This window comes from Rhizobium vallis, assembly GCF_003985155.1.
In the GTDB taxonomy this organism is placed as follows: domain Bacteria; phylum Pseudomonadota; class Alphaproteobacteria; order Rhizobiales; family Rhizobiaceae; genus Rhizobium; species Rhizobium vallis.
Window position 1 is genome coordinate 82,181 of sequence record NZ_ML133697.1, and the last position, 16,388, is coordinate 98,568.

The following is a 16,388-nucleotide window of genomic DNA, read 5'->3' on the forward strand; positions in this document are numbered from 1 at the left end:
TGTAGGGATAAGACATTTTCTTTGATTCCCGGCGCCGGCCGGCGAGACGTTGACAAAGGACGCACATGAGAAACCCAGTCGATACCGCAATGGCCCTCGTGCCGATGGTCGTGGAACAGACCAATCGCGGTGAACGCTCCTATGACATCTATTCCCGCCTGTTGAAGGAGCGCATCATCTTCCTGACGGGTGCCGTCGAGGATCATATGGCGACCCTCGTCTGCGCCCAGCTTCTCTTCCTCGAGGCCGAAAACCCGAAGAAGGAAATCGCGCTCTACATCAATTCGCCGGGCGGCGTCGTCACCGCAGGCATGGCGATCTACGACACGATGCAGTTCATCAAGCCCGCGGTTTCGACGCTCTGCATCGGCCAGGCCGCATCCATGGGCTCGCTGCTGCTTGCGGCCGGCCACAAGGACATGCGCTTCGCCACCCCGAATTCCCGCATCATGGTGCACCAGCCTTCGGGCGGCTTCCAGGGCCAGGCTTCGGACATCGAGCGCCATGCCCGCGACATCCTCAAGATGAAGCGCCGCCTGAACGAGGTCTATGTCAAGCACACCGGCCGCACCTATGAGGAAGTTGAAAAGACGCTCGATCGTGACCACTTCATGGATGCCGACGAAGCCCAGGGCTGGGGCGTGATCGACAAGGTTCTGACCTCGCGCCTCGAAATGGAAGGCGAGCAGGCCTAGTAATTAATAGGGATGGTGTTTTCCTCGCCACAGTTCTATCTCATTTGTGATCGAACAAGGCTTTCATCCGGCGACGAAGACGCTAATAGTAACTATTAATGCTATGTTGAATTTTTATGACATAGCATTTGGCATTCGAAGGGGAATTCGTTGCCGCCGGAACCCGGACATGATCGATTGGGCCCGGTTCGTAGCCCCTGAAGCCCTTCTCGGCAGAGGCTCCAGAGACGGAGCGCCGCCAGGAGCTGATTGAGTGGACCGCGATTTCGCCTTGAAATGCGGCGTGCTGGAAGGAAAGTGATATGAGCAAGGTCAGCGGCAGCAACGGCGGCGACAGCAAGAACACCCTCTATTGTTCGTTCTGCGGAAAGAGCCAGCACGAAGTCCGGAAACTGATTGCCGGACCGACCGTGTTCATCTGCGATGAATGCGTCGAATTGTGCATGGACATCATCCGCGAGGAGAACAAGTCCTCGATGGTCAAGTCCCGTGACGGCGTTCCGACGCCCCAGGACATCATCAAGGTCCTCGACGAATACGTCATCGGCCAGCGGCAGGCGAAGAAGATCCTGTCGGTCGCCGTTCACAACCATTACAAGCGCCTGGCGCACGCCTCCAAGAACGGCGAGGTCGAACTGGCGAAGTCGAACATCATGCTCGTCGGCCCGACCGGCTGCGGCAAGACCTATCTTGCCCAGACGCTTGCCCGCATCATCGACGTTCCCTTCACCATGGCCGATGCGACGACGCTGACCGAAGCCGGTTACGTCGGTGAGGATGTGGAAAACATCATCCTGAAGCTCCTGCAGGCGGCCGACTACAACGTCGAGCGCGCGCAGCGCGGCATCGTCTACATCGACGAAGTCGACAAGATCTCGCGCAAGTCCGACAATCCGTCGATCACCCGTGACGTTTCGGGCGAGGGCGTGCAGCAGGCGCTCCTGAAGATCATGGAAGGCACGGTCGCTTCCGTTCCGCCGCAGGGCGGCCGCAAGCATCCCCAGCAGGAATTCCTGCAGGTCGACACCACGAACATCCTGTTCATCTGCGGCGGCGCTTTCGCCGGCCTCGACAAGATCATCTCCGCCCGCGGCGAGAAGACCTCGATCGGCTTCGGCGCGACCGTCAAGGCCCAGGACGACCGCCGCGTCGGCGAAGTCCTGCGCGAACTGGAGCCGGAAGACCTGGTCAAGTTCGGCCTCATCCCCGAGTTCATCGGACGCCTGCCGGTTCTGGCGACGCTTGAGGACCTCGATGAGGACGCGCTGATCCAGATCCTGTCCGAGCCGAAGAATGCGCTGATCAAGCAGTATCAGCGCCTGTTCGAGATGGAAGACGTGGAACTGACCTTCCACGAGGATGCCCTGCGCGAAATCGCCCGCAAGGCGATCGTGCGCAAGACCGGCGCCCGCGGCCTTCGCTCGATCATGGAGAAGATCCTGCTCGACACCATGTTCGAACTGCCGACGCTGGAAGGCGTGCGCGAGGTCGTCATCTCGGAGGAAGTGGTGCGCGGTTCTGCCCGTCCGCTCTACATCTATGCTGACCGTCAGGAAGAAAAGGCCAACGCTTCGGCGTGACCTTTTGACTTTCGCACGATTATTTTGAGGGGCTTGCCGTCGGCAGGCCCCTTTCTATTTGAAAAACCATGCGAGGCGCTGTTAGTATTTTGCGGATGGGAACCGGAATTGCCTTTGCCGATATTGCGCAAGGGGCGGTGCTTGGCAAAGATGCAGTGATTCCGTAAGCGTATTGCTGGCGTTTGTATTTTAGCGGGGTCGGAAGTGGTAAGCGCCGGTCCAGCCACGCGCTTCATAGTGTTGGCGTTCCGTTGTAATAAAGCCGTCACATCCGGGGAACGCGGGCGTTAGCGTGGCTTGAAAAGCGTAGTCAGAACCTCCACTTGTAGAGCCAAGTGAGAGTGCCGGCCGGTCCCAAGCGGCCGTGCAGAGAGCCCGGTAACGGGACGATGGAAAGGACAAAAAAATGACGAAGAAAACGTCTGTAGCGAGCAGCACTGCCTACCCTGTTCTGCCCCTGCGCGACATCGTGGTTTTCCCGCATATGATCGTGCCGCTGTTCGTCGGACGGGAAAAGTCGATCCGTGCGCTCGAAGAGGTCATGGGTTCCGACAAGCAAATCATGCTGGTGACGCAGATCAATGCCAGCGACGACGATCCGGATCCTTCCGCGATCCACAACGTCGGCACCGTGGCAAACGTATTGCAGCTGCTCAAGCTGCCTGATGGCACCGTGAAGGTTCTTGTCGAGGGCCGCGCACGCGCCGAGATCGACGCCTACACCAGCCGCGAGGATTTCTATGAGGCGCTCGGCCATGTGCTCGAAGAGCCGCATGACGATCCGGTCGAACTGGAAGCGCTGTCGCGCTCGGTCGTTTCCGAATTCGAGAGCTACGTAAAGCTCAACAAGAAGATTTCGCCCGAAGTGGTCGGCGCCGCCAGCCAGATCGACGACTATTCCAAGCTCGCCGATACGGTTGCCTCGCATCTGTCGATCAAGATCACCGAGAAGCAGGAAATGCTGGAGACCACCAGCGTCAAGGCGCGCCTCGAAAAGGCGCTTGGCTTCATGGAAGGTGAGATCTCGGTCCTGCAGGTCGAAAAACGCATCCGCTCGCGCGTCAAGCGCCAGATGGAGAAGACCCAGCGCGAATACTACCTCAATGAGCAGATGAAGGCGATCCAGAAGGAACTCGGCGACGGCGAGGAAGGCCGCGACGAGATGAGCGAACTGGAAGAGCGCATCTCCAAGACCAAGCTGTCCAAGGAAGGCCGTGAAAAGGCTGACGCGGAGCTGAAGAAGCTGCGCCAGATGAGCCCGATGTCGGCGGAAGCCACCGTCGTACGCAACTATCTGGACTGGCTGCTCGGTATCCCCTGGGGCAAGAAGTCGAAGATCAAGGCCGATCTCAACAATGCCGAGAAGATCCTCGAAGCTGATCACTTCGGTCTCGACAAGGTCAAGGAGCGCATCGTCGAATATCTGGCCGTGCAGGCGCGCGCCACCAAGATCAAGGGCCCGATCCTGTGCCTCGTCGGCCCTCCGGGCGTCGGCAAGACCTCGCTCGCCCAGTCGATCGCCAAGGCGACCGGCCGTGAATATGTCCGTATGGCTCTCGGCGGCGTCCGTGACGAAGCCGAAATCCGCGGTCATCGCCGCACCTATATCGGCTCGATGCCCGGCAAGGTCATCCAGTCGATGAAGAAGGCGAAGAAGTCCAACCCGCTCTTCCTGCTCGACGAAATCGACAAGCTCGGTCAGGACTATCGCGGCGATCCGTCTTCGGCTCTGCTCGAGGTGCTCGATCCGGCGCAGAACTCGACCTTCATGGACCACTACCTGGAAGTCGAATACGACCTGTCGGACGTGATGTTCATCACGACGGCGAATACGCTGAACATTCCGGCGCCCCTGATGGACCGCATGGAGATCATCCGTATCGCCGGCTACACCGAGGATGAAAAGCGCGAGATCGCCAAGCGGCACCTGCTGCCCAAGGCCATCAAGGAACATGCGTTGCAGCCGGAAGAGTTTTCGGTCAGCGACGACGCCCTGATGGCGATCAGCCAGCAGTACACCCGCGAAGCCGGTGTTCGCAGCTTCGAACGCGAACTGATGAAGCTCGCCCGCAAGGCGGTCACCGAGATCATCAAGGGCAAGACGAAGTCCGTTCATGTGACGGCCGCCAACATTGCCGACTATCTGGGCGTTCCGCGCTTCCGCCATGGCGAAGCCGAGGGCGAGGATCAGGTCGGCGTCGTGACCGGTCTTGCCTGGACGGAAGTCGGCGGCGAGCTGCTGACCATCGAAGGCGTGATGATGCCGGGCAAGGGCCGCATGACGGTCACCGGCAATCTGAAGGACGTGATGAAGGAATCGATCTCGGCAGCGGCCTCCTATGTCCGCTCGCGCGCCGTCGATTTCGGTATCGAGCCGCCGCGCTTTGACAAGAGCGACATCCACGTGCACTTGCCGGAAGGCGCGACGCCGAAGGATGGTCCCTCGGCCGGTGTCGCCATGGCGACCGCTATCGTCTCGATCATGACCGGTATACCGGTGAACAGACATGTGGCCATGACCGGTGAAATCACCCTTCGCGGCCGCGTGCTGCCGATCGGCGGTCTCAAGGAAAAGCTGCTGGCTGCACTTCGCGGCGGCATCAAGAAGGTGCTGATTCCGGAGGAAAACGCCAAGGACTTGGCGGAGATTCCTGACAACGTGAAGAACAGCATGGAGATCATCCCGGTGTCCCGGATGGGTGAGGTGATCAAGCATGCTCTGATCCGGCGTCCGGAGCCGATCGAATGGGACGGCACGGTGGAAACGTCGGTCATTGCATCGGTCGAAGGCCTTGATGATACAGGCGCAACCATAGCGCATTGAGTGGCGCTTGCCACATTTACGCCCAATTGGCGCAAAAGACACAAAAAGGCTGGCGGAAACGCCAGCCTTTTTTGTGAAAACGTCATGGAGACGCTTGCTTTTCCTTGATTTGCAGGGCTTTTGGGTTCCCGGCGGGCCTGATGAAACCTATTCGGCGCCTAGCTTACATTTGAGTCGTTTCATACCATTTAGAAAGGGGTGGAAACATGAACAAGAATGAACTCGTGTCCGCAGTTGCCGAAAAGGCTGGACTGACGAAGTCTGACGCGGCTTCCGCTGTCGATGCGGTTTTCGACGTTGTACAGGCTGAACTCAAGAACAAGGGCGACATCCGCCTGGCGGGTTTCGGCAGCTTCACTGTTTCTCATCGTGCCGCAACGAAGGGCCGCAACCCGTCGACCGGCGCTGAAGTCGACATTCCCGCACGCAACGTGCCGAAGTTCACGCCCGGCAAGGGCCTGAAGGATGCCGTCAACGGCTGATTGGATAGTCCGCCAGCCGTACACGAGAGCGGCTGCGCAGGATTTCGGAGGGGTTCGGCATCGCCGGGCCCCTTTTTGTTTTTGTCGCTTGCCGCATGCAGCGCTTTGTTCTACGAACGAAACCGTTCTCAGGGCGGGGTGAAAGTCCCCACCGGCGGTAAGGGCTGCGGCCCGAGCCCGCGAGCGCCTTCCGAAGCCTCGGCCGGGGAAGGGTCAGCAGATCCGGTGCGATTCCGGAGCCGACGGTATAGTCCGGATGAAAGAGAATGAGCATGGCCGCACGGGGCAGGGGACTGCCGATGTCTGCGCGCCATGGGCTCATGCGTCCTGATTTATGTTTGGTCCCTTTTTTGGATGGATGACATGAATCAGAATTCCCTTGCAGTCCCGCGTTCCCGCGCCATTGCCGGCGCAGCCTTCATGGTGCTTGGAGGCGTGGTCTTCTCACTCCTCAATGTCGTCACCCAGTGGCTGACCATGGAGCTCGCCTTTCCCTCGGCTTCCACAGCCTTCTGGCAATATGCCTTCGCCTTCCTTTTCTCCTTGCCCTTCCTGCGCAAGGTCGGCCTTTCGGCCATGCGCACCAACTATCCGTGGCGGCATCTCGTGCGCGTGGTCTTTGCCGCGCTTGGCGTCGAGGCCTGGGTTTCAGGCCTTGCCTCGGTGCCGATCTGGCAGGCGATCGCACTCGTCATGACCTCGCCCTTCTTCATCATCCTCGGCGCCCGCCTGTTCCTCGGCGAACGCGTCGGTTCGGCCCGCTGGGCGGCAACGGCTGTCGGCTTTGCCGGCGCGATGATCATCCTTCAGCCATGGTCGGACAGCTTCACCTGGGCGGCACTGCTGCCTGTTCTCTCGGCCCTGCTCTGGGGCGCATCGTCGCTGATCACCAAGAGCCTGACCGGCATCGAGAAGCCGGAAACGATTACCGTCTGGCTGCTGGTGCTGCTGACGCCGATCAATGGCGGCCTGGCGCTTGCAGCGGGCTTTGCGGTGCCCACGGGCGCCGCACTTGCTCTCTTCCTTCTGGCGGGCCTACTGACGGTCGTGGCGCAATATCTGCTGACGCTTGCCTATGCCAGCGCCGACGCCGCTTATGTGCAGCCGTTCGACGACCTCAAACTGCCGCTGAATGTGCTCGCGGGCTGGCTGTTCTTCGGCTATGCGCCGGCAGGCTACCTCTGGCTGGGCGCCGCACTCATTCTTGCCGCATCGCTCTTCATCATGAGGAGCGAGATGCGCCGGGAAAGGGAGGCGGCCTGACGCAGACCCTCTGAAATGTCGCGGGCTGTCGGCGCCGGCGACAAGGCGATGCCCTCGATGGCCGTCCGGCGCGAGCGAAGCGAAGATGGGAATCGATGATATGAAAATGGCCGGGCGAAACCCGGCCATTTGCTTTGAGGAGTCGAGGCCTACCAGCGCTGATGTACATGCGGCGCGATCAGCCGCTCGTAGATCTCGCGCGTTGCCGCCATGACATCGGCCGAAAGCGGCGCGAGGTCGGCCGCGGACGCGTTGGCCTTGGCCTGCTCGGCATTTCGGGCGCCGGGAATGACGACTGTGACGGCTTCACTCATCAGGATCCAGCGCAGCGCGAAGGCGGCCATGGTCGCGCCCCGCGGTACCAGCTTGCGCACTTCCTCGACCGCCTGAAGGCCGACTTCGAAGGGAACGCCGGCGAAGGTCTCACCGACATCGAAGGCTTCGCCGTGGCGGTTGAAGTTGCGGTGGTCATCACTTGCGAACTTGGTGTCGCGGGTGATCTTGCCGGAGAGCAGGCCGCTTGCCAGCGGCACACGGGCGATGATCGCCACATTCCTACGGCGCGCTTCGGCGAAGAACAGGTGGTCGGGGCGCTGGCGGAAGATATTGTAGATGATCTGGATGCTGACGACGCCGGGATATTCGATCGCCTTCAGCCCATCCTCGACCTTTTCGACGCTGACGCCGTAACCCTTGATCTTGCCGGCCTTTTGCAGCTCGTTCAGACCCTCGAAGACCTCAGGCTGGTAAAGCACCTCGCGCGGCGGGCAATGCAGCTGCACGAGGTCGAGGCTGTCGACGGCGAGGTTCTTGAGGCTGCGGTCGATGAAGCCTTCCAGATTGGCCTTGCTATAGCCTTCGGCGACATGCGGGTTGAGGCGGCGGCCCGCCTTGGTGGCGACCATCGGGCGTTCTCCGCCGCGCGTCTTCAAGACGTCGGCAATGATCTTTTCCGAACGGCCGTCGCCGTAAACGTCGGCGGTATCGATGAAGGTCATGCCGGCATCGAGCGCGGCATTCAGCGCCGCGCGCCCGTCCGCCTCGCTGATATCGCCCCAGGAACCGCCGATCTGCCAGGCGCCGAAGCCGACATTGGTGACGGTGAACGGCATGCGGCCAAAAGCATGGTGTTTCATGAAATCCTCCCTATTGCATGTCGCCCGGAAGTGTGCGGCGGTGTCCGGGACAACGACATGCATAAAAATGAAAAGCCAAAGCGCGGCGCATGAATCAAGCACGATAGGACGCGCTTTAGTGATGAGAGACACTGGACCTATCAGGCGGGTGACTTCGCTGCAATTGTCGATCCGGCCTTGATCGGTCACCTCGATGAAATATCGTCGCCTGACAAGGCTTCAACCGCAATGGATGGAAAAGGAAAGATCATGGAGATCAAACCCGCCGGTTCTCGCCCCTCGATGAAGGCACCGGCCGATTATTTCACCGGTGCCGTTCGCCAGGATCCGCTGATCGAAGCGCCGGCGCCGGCCCGGGTGAGGGCAACCTCCGTCACCTTCGAGCCCGGCGCCCGCACGGCCTGGCACACGCATCCGCTCGGCCAGACGCTGATCGTTACATCAGGTAAGGGCCTCGCCCAGAGCTGGGGCGGGGACATGCGCGAAATCCGTCCCGGCGATACCATCTGGTTCGCGCCTGATGAGAAACATTGGCATGGCGCTGCCCCGGACACGGCAATGACGCATATCGCTATCCATGAAGCACTGGATGGCAGTGTCGCAGACTGGTTGGAACAGGTTAGCGACGAGCAATATTCCGGCAAGGTGTGAGCCGGTTCAGAGCCGTTTCAGGCAATAGGAGAAATGCGCGTGTGATTCGACCGTCAGAAACTCGAATTGCCAGCCGTAATCCTTGCAGAACTTGGTGACTGCCTCGACGACGCCATAGACGATCGGTTTGACCGTATTGCCGGTGCAGAAATCATGCCCGGCAATGCGCCCCGTCCGCTTCACCTTCTTCTCGCAGAGCAGCAGCTCCTGCCAGGTGAGTTCGAAGGAATGGTCGGTATCGATATAGGCCCAATCGAGGAAATCATCCTCGAATTCGGCAAGTTTCTCCAGCGACGTGCCCTGCATCAGATGCAGCCGGCCGGCCTCGATCTCGGCTGCGAACTTCGTATGGATCGAATCAAGGCCGGAACTGTAACGATCCATCGACCAGGGATCGATGAGGTAGAGATGCGCCGGGCGGTTCTTTTCCAGGATCTCTGCCGTATATTCGCCGAAGGCCGCTCCCACCTCGACGCCGACGCCGCCGTTCGGGATACGGTAGAGCAATTCGCCGCGGTCCGGCAACAAACGGGCGTTTTCCATATGATGGGCGCTGAGCGCGGTGCGCGGCATGCTCGCCCGGAGCGCCTGCCTTTCTTCGCGTGTCTTCATCTCTGATCTCGGAATTGCGGGCGACTGACGCCCTGATGCGGTTCGAGGGAACGTAGGAGCAGCGGATGCCGATGACAACTGCATGACAGGAATTTGCTTCTTTCAGACAAACCGCTAAGTTTCACCAGTGGACTGACGGAAAAGCCTCGGGAGGAGCGATTTCATGAGACGCATTTGGCCTGAAGAATTCAACGCCATCATCAGCGGAGCCGAAGAGGTGACGCTGGAAACACCGGCAGAAGCCGGCGAAGCGCCGCTGCGTCGCCTGGCGCTGAAGGCGCGGATCACCATGGAGGATTACGAGCGAATCTGGCCGCTTGCCGAGATGCGCTTCCGGCTTGGTGAAAAAGATGGCAAGGCCATCACCCTGATTACCACCAATCCCCATTATCACGCTTGGCACCCGAAGGACGGCGGCAGCGTCGACGCCGTGTCGGAGAGCGGCCGGCACTACAAGACCGACTATATCGTCGTGCACTTCCTGCTCGACGACGTGAAGGAAACGTCCCCCGCCTGACATGGGTTGAGCCCCGGTGCGGCCGGAAGCCGCGCCGGGGCTGTCTTGAAGCCAAGCTGATTCCGGCGCTGATGACACCGGCGGCGATATCGCTAAGCTTGGCGAAACATATCCTTTAAGAAATCGGAGGCTCCCGTGACGGGCAATGTGCTGGATATCCCTGTCAAAACAGTGGACGGTCGTGAAATCGCGCTCAACGAATACAAGGGCAAGGTGATCCTGATCGTCAACGTCGCCTCGAAATGCGGGCTGACGCCGCAATATGACGGGCTCGAAAGACTTTATAAGGAAAAGCGCGAGCGCGGTTTCGTCATCGCCGCGTTCCCCGCCAACGACTTCAAGGGCCAGGAGCCCGGAACCGACGCCGAAATCCTCGACTTCTGCACCAGTACCTACGACGTCAGCTTCCCGATTTTCTCGAAGATCTCGGTCAAGGGCGAGGCCCAGCACCCACTTTACCGGCAGCTGACAAAGTCGGGTGTTGCGACGACAGGCGACGGCCCGATGCGCGAACGCCTGAAAGCCCACGGCATATCAGGCGGCGACGAGGACGATATTCTCTGGAACTTCGAAAAATTCCTGATTGGCCGCGACGGCAAAGTCACCGCCCGCTTCGCGCCTGACGTGACGGCGGATGATTCGCGGTTGGTTTCGGCAGTGGAGAAAGAGCTGGCGAAGGGATGAATGGCGGACGAAGAGCACCACCGGATAGAGGGGTGCTCGTTACCCCGATCGCGCTTTCACATCTCAGCCGGAGAAAATGAGAAAGCGCCATCCGGCGCCATCCAAGATCCTCAGATCCCAAGCACCGTCACAAGCGGGGGCGTAAAGTCTTTGATGCCCACTCGCGGCCAGTCGCACTTGTTGTCAAATTTTGTCTTCGGCTCGTGACGCTGGCATTGCGGATTCGTCTTGAACGCATATCCGGGCAGAGTGACATATCTGGCGCTCGGCGTGCAAAGCGCAATCGCCATGCACAGCGTCAATGCGGAGCACAGGGTCCTCATGGCACACCTCCAGGCACCGTAAGCCTTTAAGCGCGGAGATTTTCCGGGCGGCGAATTCTCCCACTTTTGCCGGCCACCATCCATTCGCCCAATAGGAGGTGGCGTGACGGCCGGGAGTAGTCCATTTTGGTGGAGGCTGCCGGGATGGCGCGCGTCCGAAGCTGCCGGGCGTAATGCCTTGCTGCGCTTGATTCGGAGCACTGGACGACTTCGCGCTCAATTGGTTGCTCGCGTCGTTCGACGGAGACCTCGGGACGGCGACAGGCGATCAGCGAACACCGCGTCTCGGTTCCCACTGGATCAGCAGGCCAATCGCAATTCCTGATATGGCGATGAGGCATCGGCAAGCGTCAGTCCGCGAGGCCGGGATATCAACTTGGTTTTTGACACTTCAAGGGAAAAATGGTGGGCGATGAGAGACTCGAACTCCCGACATCCTCGGTGTAAACGAGGCGCTCTACCAACTGAGCTAATCGCCCATCGCAAACGAAGCCGCATCGGCCCGCCGCGTTGGTGGCCGTGATCTATGCGGATCGCGGCAAAACCGCAAGAGTGTTTGTGAAGATTTTTTGATTTTTTTGGCAACGATCCTGTGTCCGGCGATGCCGATCAGGCTCATTGCGGCTGTGGATAAAGGGGAGGGGGAAGGCGCGGGCATATTCGTTTCGAGTGCCTCGTCGTCTCCGATCAGGCGCGGGCGCGGCAGCAGGCAAGGGAATTGCTGGGTTTTCCTTCTTCCTCCACCGGCATTGCCGAAACAATTCAACGACTGTCATGGTTTTGTCTCCAAACCTGCTTGACACTAAAAGGCGAACCCCGTAGTTAGCCGCTCATCGAAACGGGCAGCCGTTTCGGAGAGGGTGCGAAGGCATCCGGATTGCTTGAAATGAAGTGCGGGTGTAGCTCAGTCGGTTAGAGTGCCGGCCTGTCACGCCGGAGGTCGCGGGTTCGAGCCCCGTCACTCGCGCCATTTCAAAGCCGGCGATATCCGCCGCCGTCCGGCTCTTCCGTCCGTTATGCGCGGGTGTAGCTCAGTCGGTTAGAGTGCCGGCCTGTCACGCCGGAGGTCGCGGGTTCGAGCCCCGTCACTCGCGCCATTTTTTTCAGCAAGCCATGCAGTTTTCAATGGTCAGGCATGCAGCTTGAACCGCCTTGCGCGGATTTGTCGCGACATCGTTGCATCTGCTTGATAATGTCCGCGCGCACTCGTCGAATTGCCTCTGTATAAAGTCTTGCGCCGGGGCTTCGGCTGCGCTAACCACGGCTTGTTGCAACGCACGTTCGCTTGCCGGGCATTTGCCCATATGCGCCGCCTGGCGCCGCCGGCAAGCAGGGATGAACATGATGACTGAACTACTCAGTTCCTATATTCCGATCGCCATCTTTATCGGTATCGCGCTTGTCATTGGCCTGGCGCTGCTCATCGCGCCGTTCGCCGTGGCTTTCAAAGCGCCCGATTCGGAAAAGCTCTCGGCTTACGAATGCGGCTTCAACGCTTTCGACGATGCCCGCATGAAGTTCGACATCCGCTTCTACCTCGTGTCGATTCTCTTCATCATCTTCGACCTGGAAGTCGCCTTCCTCTTCCCCTGGGCCGTTTCCTTCGGCGCCATCGGCTGGTTCGGCTTCTGGTCCATGATGGTCTTCCTTCTCGTGCTGACCATCGGCTTTATCTATGAATGGAAAAAGGGAGCCCTGGAATGGGAGTAGCCCCTGTGAGCAATCAACCGCTCGTCGCCCAGCAGCCGAAGGGGATCATCGATCCCTCGACCGGTAAGCCCATTGGCAGCAACGACGCCTTCTTCGGTGAGATCAACAACGAACTCGCCGACAAGGGTTTTCTCGTCACCTCGACCGACGAACTGATTAACTGGGCCCGCACCGGCTCGCTGATGTGGATGACCTTCGGCCTTGCCTGCTGCGCCGTCGAAATGATGCAGCTGTCGATGCCGCGTTATGACGTCGAGCGCTTCGGTTTTGCGCCTCGTGCTTCGCCGCGCCAGTCCGACGTGATGATCGTCGCCGGCACGCTGACCAACAAGATGGCGCCGGCGCTGCGCAAGGTCTACGACCAGATGCCAGAGCCGCGCTACGTCATCTCGATGGGCTCCTGCGCCAATGGTGGCGGCTATTATCATTATTCCTATTCGGTGGTGCGCGGCTGTGACCGCGTCGTGCCGATCGACATCTATGTGCCCGGCTGTCCCCCCACGGCGGAGGCGCTGCTCTACGGCGTGCTTCTGCTGCAGAAGAAGATCCGGCGCACCGGCACGATCGAACGCTAAGGGTTAAGGACAAGGCATATGAGTGAAGCCCTGACAGAGCTTGCGTCCTACCTTGGCGAAGCGCGCGGCAACCTGATCGCCGCTTCGCAGGTGAAGTATGGCGAGCTGACGCTGACGGCGACGGGTGAGAACCTGATCGCGCTCCTGACCTTCCTGCGCGACGACGCCAAATGCGGTTTCGTCAACCTGATCGATATTTGCGGCGTCGACTGGCCGCAGCGCGAGCTGCGTTTCGACGTCGTCTATCACCTGCTGTCGCCGAAGCAGAACCTGCGCATCCGAGTGAAGGTCGCGACCGACGAGGATACGCCCGTTCCGTCCGCTTGCGGCCTTTATCCCGGCGCCGACTGGTTCGAGCGCGAAACCTGGGACATGTACGGCGTGCTCTTCACCGGCCATCCGGATCTGCGCCGCATCCTGACCGACTACGGTTTCGAAGGTCACCCGCTGCGCAAGGACTTCCCGACCACTGGTTTCGTCGAGGTCCGCTACGACGATGCGGCAAAGCGCGTCGTCTATGAGCCGGTCGAGTTGAAGCAGGAATTCCGCAATTTCGACTTCATGTCGCCCTGGGAAGGCACGGATTATGTGCTTCCTGGCGATGAAAAAGCGAAACAATAGTTCAAGGCTGCTGGCAGGCCCTGTGTCTGTCATTCACTGGTTATCTGAGAACGCGAGCCCATCGCCATGACCGAACATAACGTCCGCAACTTCAACATCAATTTCGGACCGCAGCATCCGGCGGCGCACGGCGTTCTTCGTCTTGTCCTGGAGCTTGACGGCGAAATTGTGGAGCGTGTCGATCCGCATATCGGCCTCTTGCATCGCGGCACCGAAAAGCTGATCGAGACCAAGACCTATCTTCAGGCCGTGCCCTATTTCGATCGCCTCGACTATGTCGCGCCGATGAATCAGGAACATGCCTATGCGATGGCCGTCGAAAAGCTGCTCGGCATCGAGATCCCGATCCGTGGCCAGCTGATCCGCGTTCTCTACTCGGAAATCGGCCGCATCCTTTCGCATCTCCTGAACGTTACGACCCAAGCCATGGACGTCGGCGCGCTGACGCCGCCGCTCTGGGGCTTCGAAGAGCGTGAAAAGCTGATGGTGTTCTATGAGCGCGCCTCCGGTTCGCGCATGCATGCCGCTTATTTCCGTCCGGGCGGCGTCCACCAGGACCTGCCGGAAAAGCTCGTGCAGGACATCGGCGACTGGTGTGACCCGTTCCTGAAGGCGCTCGACGATATCGACAACCTCCTGACCGGCAACCGCATCTTCAAGCAGCGCAACGTCGACATCGGCGTCGTGTCGCTGGAGGATTGCTGGGCCTGGGGCTTCTCCGGCGTCATGGTGCGTGGTTCGGGTGCTGCCTGGGATCTGCGTCGCGCCCAGCCCTACGAATGTTATTCCGATCTCGAATTCGACATTCCGATCGGCAAGAATGGTGACAATTACGACCGTTATCTGATCCGCATGATCGAGATGCGCCAATCGGTCCGCATCATGAAGCAATGCGTCAACCGCCTGCTCTCTGATGCGAAGACCGGTCCCTTTTCGTCGATCGACGGCAAGGTCGTGCCGCCGAAGCGCGGTGAGATGAAGCGCTCGATGGAAGCGCTGATCCACCACTTCAAGCTCTATACCGAAGGCTATCACGTGCCGGCCGGCGAGGTTTATGCCGCCGTCGAGGCGCCAAAGGGCGAGTTCGGCGTCTATCTCGTCTCCGACGGCAGCAACAAGCCCTATCGCTGCAAGATCCGCGCTCCCGGTTACGCGCATCTGCAGGCGATGGATTTCATGTGCCGCGGCCACCAGCTTGCCGATATCGCAGCCGTCCTCGGCTCGCTCGACATCGTCTTCGGTGAGGTGGATCGCTGATGCAGCGTCTGCCGCTCGTCGTCGCTATGCTCCTTTCGGCATCCGGGCTTTCAGCTCAGGAGGCCGACACCCTCGGCACGCCGCTGGGCCATAAGGAAGTGACGCCGCCGGCACAGCAATCGTCCATGGGCGAGCTTTTGTCCAAGGGCTATCAGATCAAGGCTGCCGTTCCAAACGGCAGCAAATTCGTAGTGTTTATGCAGAAAGACCAGTCGGCCTATGCCTGCGAAATGCAGTCTTTGACCGCTTCGCGGTGTGGAACCCTAAACTGACAAGGCGTGAGGAAGAATGTCCGTTCGTCGATTAGCCGAAGATCAATTTCAGCCTGCCGCATTCGCTTTCAGCGATGACAATGCGGTCTGGGCGGACAAGACGATCCAGAAATACCCCGCCGGCCGCCAGCAGTCGGCGGTCATCCCGCTGTTGATGCGGGCGCAGGAGCAGGATGGTTGGGTCACGCGCGCGGCGATCGAAAAGATCGCCGACATGCTCGACATGGCCTACATAAGGGTGCTCGAGGTCGCGACCTTCTATACGCAGTTCCAGCTGCATCCCGTCGGCACGCGCGCTCATGTCCAGGTCTGCGGCACGACGCCCTGCATGCTGCGCGGCTCGGAAGCGCTGATGTCGGTCTGCAAGAGCAAGATCCATGCCCATACCTTCGAGCGCAATGCCGAGGGCACGCTGTCCTGGGAAGAGGTCGAATGTCTCGGGGCCTGCGTCAACGCACCGATGGTGATGATCGGCAAGGACACCTACGAAGACCTGACGCCCGAGCGTCTCGAAGAAATCATCGACGCCTTTGCCGCCGGCAACGCTGCAAGCATCAAGCCGGGCACCCAGATCGACCGGGTATTTTCGGCGCCTGAGGGCGGGCCGACCTCGCTGACGACGGAAGAGCCGAAGACAAGGACCCGCGCCAAGAAGGCGGATGCCGAAACCATTTCCGCTCCTGTCGATGGCGCTCCGGTTCCTCCCTCCGAGGCTGCCCGCCCGAAGAGCACTGACGCGGAAACCAATGCCGCCCTGAAGACGCCGGCAACGGCGCCGAAGGCTGCGGCGAAGAACGCAAAGGCTGCTGAGCAGCAGCCGATATCAGGCACTGCCGCTGCCGAACCGGCACCTGCCGTCAAGGCCGAAACAGCTCCGGCGACAAAGCCGAGCCTGACCGACAAGAACCGTCCGTCCGGCATCGAAAAGCCCGCCGCACCGGACGATCTTAAGATGATCTCCGGCGTCGGTCCGAAGATCGAGGCGACATTGAACGAAATCGGCATCTTCACCTTCGCGCAAGTCGCAGGTTGGAAGAAGGCCGAGCGCGAGTGGGTCGATGGCTACCTGAATTTCCGCGGCCGCATCGAGCGAGACGACTGGGTCAAGCAGGCCAAGGCGCTCGCCAAGGGCGGCGAAGCGGAATATATCAAGGTCTTCGGCAAGAAGCCGCGGTAAGAGGTGAAG

At 60.1% G+C, this 16,388-nt stretch carries 17 protein-coding genes, 3 tRNA genes and 1 riboswitch; of the genes, 16 read left to right on the forward strand and 4 right to left on the reverse strand.

Annotated features, from left to right (window positions below):
- Positions 1–65 precede the first annotated feature (65 nt).
- The 5 genes from clpP (at position 66) to EFQ99_RS27485 (ending at position 6,844) form a co-directional block, all read left to right on the forward strand.
- Positions 66–695 carry an ATP-dependent Clp endopeptidase proteolytic subunit ClpP gene (gene clpP, locus EFQ99_RS27465; RefSeq protein WP_003573944.1) on the forward strand — a complete coding sequence of 210 codons (630 nt, stop codon included), beginning with the start codon at positions 66–68 and terminating at the stop codon, positions 693–695.
- Between the two features lie 302 nt (positions 696–997).
- Positions 998–2,275, forward strand: a complete 1,278-nt coding sequence (gene clpX, locus EFQ99_RS27470) for an ATP-dependent Clp protease ATP-binding subunit ClpX (protein WP_004680013.1) — start codon at positions 998–1,000, stop codon at positions 2,273–2,275.
- Positions 2,276–2,681: 406 nt separating this feature from the next.
- A complete protein-coding gene (gene lon, locus EFQ99_RS27475) occupies positions 2,682–5,099 on the forward strand; it encodes an endopeptidase La (protein WP_126924350.1) in 2,418 nt (805 codons plus the stop codon).
- Between the two features lie 206 nt (positions 5,100–5,305).
- On the forward strand, positions 5,306–5,581 hold the full coding sequence (gene hupB / locus EFQ99_RS27480) for a DNA-binding protein HupB (RefSeq protein WP_003558438.1): 276 nt from the start codon (positions 5,306–5,308) through the stop codon (positions 5,579–5,581).
- A 120-nt stretch (positions 5,582–5,701) separates the two neighbouring features.
- Positions 5,702–5,853, forward strand: a riboswitch (FMN riboswitch).
- 82 nt (positions 5,854–5,935) lie between these two features.
- Positions 5,936–6,844 (forward strand): DMT family transporter, encoded by a 909-nt coding sequence (locus EFQ99_RS27485; protein WP_425376291.1) that lies wholly within the window; start codon positions 5,936–5,938, stop codon positions 6,842–6,844.
- A gap of 149 nt (positions 6,845–6,993) precedes the next feature.
- Here the strand turns inward: EFQ99_RS27485 and EFQ99_RS27490 are convergent, their stop codons facing one another.
- Entirely contained in the window at positions 6,994–7,980 is a 987-nt protein-coding gene (locus EFQ99_RS27490; RefSeq protein ID WP_126924352.1) for an aldo/keto reductase, read from the reverse strand.
- A 228-nt stretch (positions 7,981–8,208) separates the two neighbouring features.
- Between EFQ99_RS27490 and EFQ99_RS27495 the strand changes: the two genes are divergently transcribed.
- Positions 8,209–8,631, forward strand: a complete 423-nt coding sequence (locus EFQ99_RS27495) for a (R)-mandelonitrile lyase (RefSeq protein ID WP_126924353.1) — start codon at positions 8,209–8,211, stop codon at positions 8,629–8,631.
- A gap of 6 nt (positions 8,632–8,637) precedes the next feature.
- On the opposite strand, the gene EFQ99_RS27500 is transcribed toward EFQ99_RS27495, so the two are convergent.
- A complete protein-coding gene (locus tag EFQ99_RS27500) occupies positions 8,638–9,243 on the reverse strand; it encodes a class I SAM-dependent methyltransferase (protein WP_126924354.1) in 606 nt (201 codons plus the stop codon).
- Positions 9,244–9,406: 163 nt separating this feature from the next.
- On the opposite strand from EFQ99_RS27500, the gene EFQ99_RS27505 reads away from it, so the two are divergent.
- Positions 9,407–9,760 carry a hypothetical protein gene (locus EFQ99_RS27505; protein WP_126924355.1) on the forward strand — a complete coding sequence of 118 codons (354 nt, stop codon included), beginning with the start codon at positions 9,407–9,409 and terminating at the stop codon, positions 9,758–9,760.
- Between the two features lie 135 nt (positions 9,761–9,895).
- Positions 9,896–10,444, forward strand: coding sequence for a glutathione peroxidase (locus EFQ99_RS27510; RefSeq protein ID WP_126924356.1), 549 nt, complete (start codon positions 9,896–9,898; stop codon positions 10,442–10,444).
- A 110-nt stretch (positions 10,445–10,554) separates the two neighbouring features.
- Here EFQ99_RS27510 and EFQ99_RS36170 read toward each other — a convergent pair whose 3' ends face one another.
- Both EFQ99_RS36170 and EFQ99_RS27520 read right to left on the reverse strand, forming a co-directional pair.
- Complete coding sequence (locus EFQ99_RS36170; RefSeq protein ID WP_126924357.1) at positions 10,555–10,767, reverse strand: hypothetical protein; 213 nt, start codon at positions 10,765–10,767, stop codon at positions 10,555–10,557.
- Between the two features lie 403 nt (positions 10,768–11,170).
- Positions 11,171–11,246 (reverse strand) — tRNA-Val (locus EFQ99_RS27520).
- 414 nt (positions 11,247–11,660) lie between these two features.
- On the opposite strand from EFQ99_RS27520, the gene EFQ99_RS27525 reads away from it, so the two are divergent.
- The 8 genes from EFQ99_RS27525 to EFQ99_RS27560 all read left to right on the forward strand — a co-directional run bounded on the left by EFQ99_RS27525 (position 11,661) and on the right by EFQ99_RS27560 (position 16,379).
- Positions 11,661–11,737 (forward strand) — tRNA-Asp (locus tag EFQ99_RS27525).
- Positions 11,738–11,787: 50 nt separating this feature from the next.
- Positions 11,788–11,864 (forward strand) — tRNA-Asp (locus tag EFQ99_RS27530).
- A gap of 247 nt (positions 11,865–12,111) precedes the next feature.
- Positions 12,112–12,477: an NADH-quinone oxidoreductase subunit A gene (locus EFQ99_RS27535; protein ID WP_008521906.1), complete on the forward strand. Its 366-nt coding sequence runs from the start codon at positions 12,112–12,114 to the stop codon at positions 12,475–12,477.
- Positions 12,468–13,052, forward strand: a complete 585-nt coding sequence (locus EFQ99_RS27540) for a NuoB/complex I 20 kDa subunit family protein (protein ID WP_125849159.1) — start codon at positions 12,468–12,470, stop codon at positions 13,050–13,052. Before EFQ99_RS27535 ends, EFQ99_RS27540 begins: the two co-directional genes overlap by 10 nt.
- Before the next feature lie 18 nt (positions 13,053–13,070).
- A complete protein-coding gene (locus EFQ99_RS27545) occupies positions 13,071–13,673 on the forward strand; it encodes an NADH-quinone oxidoreductase subunit C (protein WP_126924358.1) in 603 nt (200 codons plus the stop codon).
- Between the two features lie 66 nt (positions 13,674–13,739).
- Positions 13,740–14,930: an NADH-quinone oxidoreductase subunit D gene (locus EFQ99_RS27550; RefSeq protein ID WP_126924359.1), complete on the forward strand. Its 1,191-nt coding sequence runs from the start codon at positions 13,740–13,742 to the stop codon at positions 14,928–14,930.
- Positions 14,930–15,202 (forward strand): hypothetical protein, encoded by a 273-nt coding sequence (locus EFQ99_RS27555; protein ID WP_008521898.1) that lies wholly within the window; start codon positions 14,930–14,932, stop codon positions 15,200–15,202. Before EFQ99_RS27550 ends, EFQ99_RS27555 begins: the two co-directional genes overlap by 1 nt.
- A gap of 16 nt (positions 15,203–15,218) precedes the next feature.
- Positions 15,219–16,379, forward strand: coding sequence for an NADH-quinone oxidoreductase subunit E (locus EFQ99_RS27560; protein WP_126924360.1), 1,161 nt, complete (start codon positions 15,219–15,221; stop codon positions 16,377–16,379).
- Positions 16,380–16,388 lie beyond the last annotated feature (9 nt).

Coding starts and splice junctions, on each gene's coding strand:
- clpP (WP_003573944.1), top strand. CDS start 66: ATGAGAAACCCAGTCGATACCGCAATGGCCCTCGTGCCGATGGTCGTG.
- clpX (WP_004680013.1), top strand. CDS start 998: ATGAGCAAGGTCAGCGGCAGCAACGGCGGCGACAGCAAGAACACCCTC.
- lon (WP_126924350.1), top strand. CDS start 2,682: ATGACGAAGAAAACGTCTGTAGCGAGCAGCACTGCCTACCCTGTTCTG.
- hupB (WP_003558438.1), top strand. CDS start 5,306: ATGAACAAGAATGAACTCGTGTCCGCAGTTGCCGAAAAGGCTGGACTG.
- EFQ99_RS27485 (WP_425376291.1), top strand. CDS start 5,936: ATGGATGACATGAATCAGAATTCCCTTGCAGTCCCGCGTTCCCGCGCC.
- EFQ99_RS27490 (WP_126924352.1), bottom strand. CDS start 7,980: ATGAAACACCATGCTTTTGGCCGCATGCCGTTCACCGTCACCAATGTC.
- EFQ99_RS27495 (WP_126924353.1), top strand. CDS start 8,209: ATGGATGGAAAAGGAAAGATCATGGAGATCAAACCCGCCGGTTCTCGC.
- EFQ99_RS27500 (WP_126924354.1), bottom strand. CDS start 9,243: ATGAAGACACGCGAAGAAAGGCAGGCGCTCCGGGCGAGCATGCCGCGC.
- EFQ99_RS27505 (WP_126924355.1), top strand. CDS start 9,407: ATGAGACGCATTTGGCCTGAAGAATTCAACGCCATCATCAGCGGAGCC.
- EFQ99_RS36170 (WP_126924357.1), bottom strand. CDS start 10,767: ATGAGGACCCTGTGCTCCGCATTGACGCTGTGCATGGCGATTGCGCTT.
- EFQ99_RS27535 (WP_008521906.1), top strand. CDS start 12,112: ATGACTGAACTACTCAGTTCCTATATTCCGATCGCCATCTTTATCGGT.
- EFQ99_RS27540 (WP_125849159.1), top strand. CDS start 12,468: ATGGGAGTAGCCCCTGTGAGCAATCAACCGCTCGTCGCCCAGCAGCCG.
- EFQ99_RS27545 (WP_126924358.1), top strand. CDS start 13,071: ATGAGTGAAGCCCTGACAGAGCTTGCGTCCTACCTTGGCGAAGCGCGC.
- EFQ99_RS27550 (WP_126924359.1), top strand. CDS start 13,740: ATGACCGAACATAACGTCCGCAACTTCAACATCAATTTCGGACCGCAG.
- EFQ99_RS27555 (WP_008521898.1), top strand. CDS start 14,930: ATGCAGCGTCTGCCGCTCGTCGTCGCTATGCTCCTTTCGGCATCCGGG.
- EFQ99_RS27560 (WP_126924360.1), top strand. CDS start 15,219: ATGTCCGTTCGTCGATTAGCCGAAGATCAATTTCAGCCTGCCGCATTC.